The 5,944-nt window shown below is 70.1% G+C and carries 5 protein-coding genes and 1 pseudogene; 1 reads left to right on the top strand and 5 read right to left on the bottom strand.

All coding sequences use genetic code 11. The features are described 5' to 3' along the window. Positions 1 to 95: 95 nt before the first annotated feature. The 5 genes and pseudogenes from AB0J86_RS38575 to AB0J86_RS38595 all read right to left on the bottom strand — a co-directional run bounded on the left by AB0J86_RS38575 (position 96) and on the right by AB0J86_RS38595 (position 4,696). On the bottom strand, positions 96 to 1,007 hold the full coding sequence (locus AB0J86_RS38575; protein WP_363863810.1) for a carbohydrate ABC transporter permease: 912 nt from the start codon (positions 1,005 to 1,007) through the stop codon (positions 96 to 98). Between the two features lie 20 nt (positions 1,008 to 1,027). Beyond that, entirely contained in the window at positions 1,028 to 1,936 is a 909-nt protein-coding gene (locus AB0J86_RS38580) for a sugar ABC transporter permease (RefSeq protein ID WP_363863797.1), read from the bottom strand. Positions 1,937 to 1,951: 15 nt separating this feature from the next. Continuing rightward, positions 1,952 to 3,427 (bottom strand): N-acetylglucosamine/diacetylchitobiose ABC transporter substrate-binding protein, encoded by a 1,476-nt coding sequence (gene ngcE / locus AB0J86_RS38585; RefSeq protein WP_363863800.1) that lies wholly within the window; start codon positions 3,425 to 3,427, stop codon positions 1,952 to 1,954. A gap of 25 nt (positions 3,428 to 3,452) precedes the next feature. Beyond that, positions 3,453 to 3,803: pseudogene (locus tag AB0J86_RS38590) on the bottom strand (hypothetical protein); the annotation flags it as partial. Then, entirely contained in the window at positions 3,737 to 4,696 is a 960-nt protein-coding gene (locus AB0J86_RS38595; RefSeq protein WP_363863803.1) for a MurR/RpiR family transcriptional regulator, read from the bottom strand. The pseudogene AB0J86_RS38590 and the gene AB0J86_RS38595, both read right to left, overlap by 67 nt. Positions 4,697 to 4,899: 203 nt before the next feature. Here AB0J86_RS38595 and AB0J86_RS38600 point away from each other — a divergent pair, with 203 nt between their 5' ends. After that, positions 4,900 to 5,892 carry a BadF/BadG/BcrA/BcrD ATPase family protein gene (locus AB0J86_RS38600; RefSeq protein WP_363863806.1) on the top strand — a complete coding sequence of 331 codons (993 nt, stop codon included), beginning with the start codon at positions 4,900 to 4,902 and terminating at the stop codon, positions 5,890 to 5,892. Positions 5,893 to 5,944 lie beyond the last annotated feature (52 nt).

Raw genomic sequence — 5,944 nt, forward strand, 5'->3', positions numbered from 1 at the left:
TCGCGCACCCCCGCCCCCGCGATCTAGGGCAAATCCACGTGATTGGAGATCATTTCACGAGGATTTGCCCTAGATCGGCGGGGAGTGGGGGGCGGTTACTTCACCGCGCCGGTGGTGAGGCCGGACTGGATCTGCCGCTGGAAGATCGCGTACACGACGATCATCGGCAGGATCGCGATGGTCAGCGCGGCGAAGAGGCCGGACCAGTCGGCCTCGTAGCCGGCGTTGACCGAGATGTCCGCGATGCCCTGGGTCAGCACCCACTTGTCCTTGGCATTCGAGAGCAGCACCAGCGGGAGCTGGTACTGGCCCCACTGCCCGATCACATTGAAGATCGCGACGCTCACCAGGCCCGGCTTGGCCATCGGCATCATCACCTGGAAGAAGAGCCGGGTGTGCGAGCAGCCGTCGATCATGCCGGCCTCCGCCACCGAACTCGGCAGTGTCTTGAAGAACGCGGCCAGAAAGAAGATCGTGAACGGCAGCGAGTACGCGATGTAGACCAGGATCAGGCCGGTGTGCGTGTCGAGCAGGCCCAGGTTCTTCACCACGAAGAAGAGCGGCACCAGCGCCAGGAAGACCGGGAAGGCCAGCCCGGAGACGAAGAGGAAGTAGATCAGCCGGTTACCGATGAACTTGTACCGGGCCAGGACGTACGCGGCCATCGAGCCGAGCAGCATGGTGCCGAAGGTGCTCAGCCCCACGACGATCACGCTGTTGATGAAGTACCGGCCGACGTGCGCCTTGGTCCACGCCCGGCTCCAGTTCTCCCAGCGCAGCTCGGCCGGGAGCGTCCACGGGCTGCTGAAGATCTCCGTGGTGTTCTTGAACGAGGCCAGGAAGGTCCAGAGGATCGGCGCGATCACGACGATCGCCCAGACGACGAGCGCCACGTGCCCGAAGGCCGCCAGCACCCCCGCCTCGGACCGCCGTCCCCGGCCGCGCCGACCGCCACGCTCGGCGCGACCGCTCTCCCCGCCGGCCCCGGGCCGGTCGGTCTTCGTCATGGTGGTCATCTGCGTCCCCATCAGTACTCGACGCTTTCTCGCCGCGACACCCGCAGCGTCAGCGCCGCGAACGTGATGGTCAGGAAGAAGAGCGCCACACCCATCGCGGAGGCGTAGCCATACCGGCCGTAGGTGAAGGCGTTGCGGTAGATCTCCATCGCCAGCACCGTGGTGGCCCCGTCCGGGCCGCCGCTGTCGACCGAGAGCACCGAGACGATCGCGAAGCAGTCGAAGGCGGCGATGCCGAGGTAGACCCAGGCGACCTGGAGGGTGTCCCAGAGCAGCGGCAGCGTCACCCGGAAGAAGAGCGTGATCCGGGTGGCCCCGTCCATCTCGGCGGCCTCGTAGATCTCGGCGGGGATGGAGGCCATCCCCGCCGAGAACAGCACCACGTAGAAGCCAACCGCCTGCCAGACCAGCACCCCGATGATCGACCAGAGCGCCAGGTTGGGGTTGACCAGCCACAGGACCGGATCGAAGCCGAGCTTCATGAGCACGCCGTCGATCAGGCCGGACTCGTTCGGTCGGTAGACCGTCTGGAACAGCACCGCGATGATCGCCACCGCGAGCACCTGGGGGAAGAAGAACACCACCCGGTAGAAGGGCGACCCCCACACCCCTCGCCGCTGGCCGCCGCTGCTCTTGCCGCCCACGTTGAGCAGGAAGGCGAAGAAGAGCGCGATGGCGATCGTGATCAGCGGCAGGGCAAGCAGCAGGATGGCGTGGTGTTCGACCGCCTTCCAGAAGCTGTTGTCGTGCAACAGCCGCTGGTAGTTGGCGAACCCGATCCAGCGCGGGGCGGAGAAGCCCTTCCAGTCCGTCATCGACAGCTGGAACGCCTGCACGTACGGCGCGATCACGAAGACCACGTACAACGCCACCGGGGCGGCCAGGAAGCCGACCACGAACGGATACTTGCCGTGCCGCATGACCCTACGCTCCGATCAGCGCTTGAACTTCGTGACGGACGAGTCCTTCTTGATGGTGTCCGCCACCTTCTGGATCCGCTCGACGTACGCGTCGGCGTTGATCCGGCCGAACATCAGCTCGTTGGTGGCGGTGCGCGCCTCCTTGTCCAGCTCCTTGTACCAGCCGTCGAAGAAGAGGTTCACCACGTTCTGCCCCGCGGCCTTGAGCGCGCCCTGGGAGCTGGCGACGCCGGGCGGGAAGGCGTACCCGGCGCTGCCGGAGGGGACCACCGTAGCCGACTTGACCACCTCGGTGAAGCCCTTCGCCCCGGCGGTGGAGAGCATCTGGCGCAGGTACTCCATGCCGCCGCGCGGGTTCTTGCTCTTGGCCGAGACGAAGTAGCCCTCGGCCGCGGTGGCCCGTACGGTCTCGACCGGCATCTTGTCCGTCGCGGTCAGGCTCGGGATCGGCATCAGCTGGTACTCGAAGCCGGGCGGGGTGTCCTTGGACTGCTCGTTCTCCAGCCAGTCACCGCTGGGGTAGATGGCCAGCTTGTACTGGTTCTGCTGGAGCTGGACGTCGGTGTGCTTGAGCCCCTCGAAGCTCTTGCTGCTGTACTTCGCGCCGACCTCGGCCCAGGCGGCGGCGGCCTGCTTGACCGCGTCGGCCTTCCAGGCCCCGTCCTCGAGGTTGTCGATGTTCTTCAGCACGTCCGGCCCGCCAATCTTGGCGGCGTGCGTGAGGATGACGTTCCACATGTAGTACGCGGCGTTGGCGCCCGCGTAGCCGAACGGCACGATCCCCTTGGCCTTGATGTTGTCGAGCAGCTTGAGGAAGTCGGCCCAGGTCTTCGGGGCCGTCCAGCCGTTGTCCTTGAAGAGCTTGCCCGAGTACCAGAGCCCGAAGACGGTGGAGACGTAGTACAGCACGTACGGCTTGCCGTTGAACGAGCCGACGTCGACGGTGCCGGGCACCACGGTGTCCTTGACCTTCTTCGAGGGGTCGTCGACCGACGGCGCGTCCCAGAGCTCGGTCAGGTCCTGCAGCTGGCCGTCGGCGACCAGCGCGCCGAAGTCCAGCGACTTCTCGCCGGAGTTGTTGACGACCTCCGGCGGCTGCCCGGAGGCGAACCGCGGCTGGAGCACCGTCGAGATGGCCTGGCTGGCCTGGTGCTTGATCTCCGCCTTCGGGAACGCCTTCTTGTAGAGCGGCTCGTGCACGTCGGTGGCGTACTTGTCGCCGTACCCGCCGTTGAAGATGATCACCTCCAGCGGCGCGTCCTCCTTGACGCCGAGCGGGTTCTTCTCGCTCTTCGTGCCGGTCGCCTGGTCGCCGCCGTCCGAGTCGTCGCCGCTCGTGGCGCAGGCGCTGAGCAGGCCCGCCGCGGGGGTGGCGAGCAGACCGACGGCCGCGGCGCGGGTGAGCAGGGTACGGCGGTTCGTCGCCGAGCCGAGGGCGGCCGGGACCGGCGGCTGCGCGGCGTCCGGCCTGCTGTCGGGGGTAACGGACATCTCTGTCTCCTCGGTTGGAATCGGGTCAGGCGCTGCGCCGGATGCGACCGGCGTAGCGCGATTCAAGGGCGTGGTTGTGCTCGTCCCCACCGGGGACGTTCGCCGAGAGGTAGCTCGGTGCGGCCTCTCCGGCGAGGTGGAACCGTCGTACGACCTCGGCGGTCGGCAACTGCGCCAGCAGTGCCGTGGTGACCGGGGAGGCCGCACAGACCCGGGCCGGACCGGTGGTGCCGTCCGACAGACCCCTTACCGCGCCACCGCCTTGCAGCGGCAGCGGGCGGACCGCCTCGGCGTACCCGCAGGCGCTGATCACGACGCCCCCTTCGCGGCCTTGTGCCCGTCGACGGCCTGAGCGGTGCGCTGGAAGGCCGCGTGCGCCCGGTCGTGGGTACGCTGCGCGACCGCGACGTAGAGCAGGTCGAGCACGACCAGCTGCGGGTGCCGGGCGGAGAGCGCGTCCGGCCGGAAGGTGGTCGCCTGGGTGGCGGTGACCAGCACGATGTCGGCCAGCTCCGCCAGCGGCGAGCGCGGGAAGCTGGTCAGCGCGACCGTGGTGGCGCCGTGGCTGCCCGCCTCGGCGAGCATCTCGATCGTCTCGCGGGTCTGCCCGCTGTGCGAGATGCCGACCGCGACGTCGCCGGGGCGTTGCAGCGCCGCGCTGGCGAGCCCGTTGTGCACGTCGGTCCAGGCCCAGGCGGCGACCCCGATCCGGTGCAGGCTGAACTGGAGCTCCTCGCCGACCAGGGCGCTGCCGCTGGCGCCGAAAATGTTGACCCGGGAGGCGCCGGCGATGGCGTCGGCCGCCCGCTCCACCTCGCCGAGGTCGAGCAGGGTGGCGGTGTCGTGCATGGCCTGGGTGTCGGCGGCCATTATCTGGCCGAGCACCCGGTCGAGCGGGTCGCCGGGCTGGATCTCGCGTCCGATGTCGACGGACCAGCCCGCGGAGCGGACCCGGCCGGTCTCGGCGGCGATGGCGAGCCGCAGCCCGGCGTACCCCTCGAAGCCGAGCGCCCGGCAGAAGCGGGTGATGGTGGCCGGGGAGGTGCCGCTGCGCTCGGCGAGCTCCACGATGGTGGCCCGGGCGGCGCCCTCGGGGTCGCTGAGCACCTGTTCCGCGACGCGCTGCAGGGCCCCGGTGAACTCGGGCAGCCGGGCGCGGACGCGCGCGAGGACGCCGTCCCCCGGTACGACGATGACGCTCCGCCGGTTGAGCGCGTCGGCGTCGGCCACCGCGGTCCCCGCGGTGGCGTCCACCTCGTGATCAACCATTGGACGCCCCTTCGGAAAAGACTGTTAACTGTTAGTGGTAAAAGTTCTTACTAGCGGCCCCCTCCTGTCAAGACCGTGGGCGAAGTTTTCAAACTGTTACCTGCCGACGGTGCCTCGCGGCCCTCGACCCCTTGCCCGACAAAGCGGCAAAGACCAGCATTGATCCCACCCCCGACGCCGAGTGATCGAGGTGTTTGCCGTCCATGCCCGAGTCGATAGTGGTTGGTCTTGATATCGGCGGTACGTCGACCCGCGCCGCGGTCTTCTCGCTCTCGGGCGAACGCCTCGGCACCGGCCGCGCCGGCGGCGGCAACCCGACCAGCCACGGCGCCGAGCAGGCGGCGGCCCAACTGCGCGCCGCGCTCGACGCGGCGCTGGTCGGGGTGGCGCCGGAACGGGCCCGCGCCGGGGTCATCGGCCTGGCCGGCCTCGGCCGGCTGCTCGCCGACCCCGCCGGCCGGGCCGCCTTCGACGCCGCCTGGCTCGCCGCCGGGCTGCGCTGCCCGTACGAGATCCACGGCGACGCCCTTATCGCGTACGCCTCCGGCAGCGCCGACCCGGCGGGGACCGTACTGATCGCGGGGACCGGTGCCATCGCCGCCCAGGTGCGCGACCTGACCCTGGACCGGATCTCCGACGGGCACGGCTGGCTGCTCGGCGACGTCGGCTCGGGCTTCTGGCTGGGTCGCGCGGCCGTCCGCCGGGCCCTGGCCGACCTGGACTGCCAGCGGGAACTGGCCCCGGTCTCGGTACGGGTCCTCACCGAGCTGCTCGGCTCGGCGAAGGTCGAGCCCCGGCACCGCGACACCGTCGACCGGCTGGTCCAGACCGTCACCCGCCGGCCGCCGCTGGAGTTGGCCGCGCTCGCACCGCTGGTCGTCGCGGCGTACGCCGACGGCGACGAGGCCGCCCGGGAGATCCTGACCGAGGCGGCCGGGCACCTGGCCGGCAGCGTGGCCCGGATCCGCCCGGCGGGCGACACCAGTCCCGTGGTCCTCGGCGGTGGCCTGCTCACCGGGGACACCCCGCTGGCCGGCGCGGTCCGTACCGCGCTGGCCCGGCGCTGGCCCGACGCGCCGTTGCGCACCGCCGGCGACGGTGCCGCCGCGGCCGCCTGGCTCGCCGCCCGGTCGCTGCCCGAGGTGACCGATCCGGCGGTGCTGCACGACCGGCTGCTCGCCACCTCGTCGATCTAGGGCAAATCCACGGGGGTGGGGATGGGCGGGGGGGGGGTTTGCCGGGGTGCAG

Origin of the sequence: Micromonospora sp. NPDC049559, from assembly GCF_040676675.1 — a bacterium.
Lineage (GTDB): Bacteria > Actinomycetota > Actinomycetes > Mycobacteriales > Micromonosporaceae > JBFAPK01.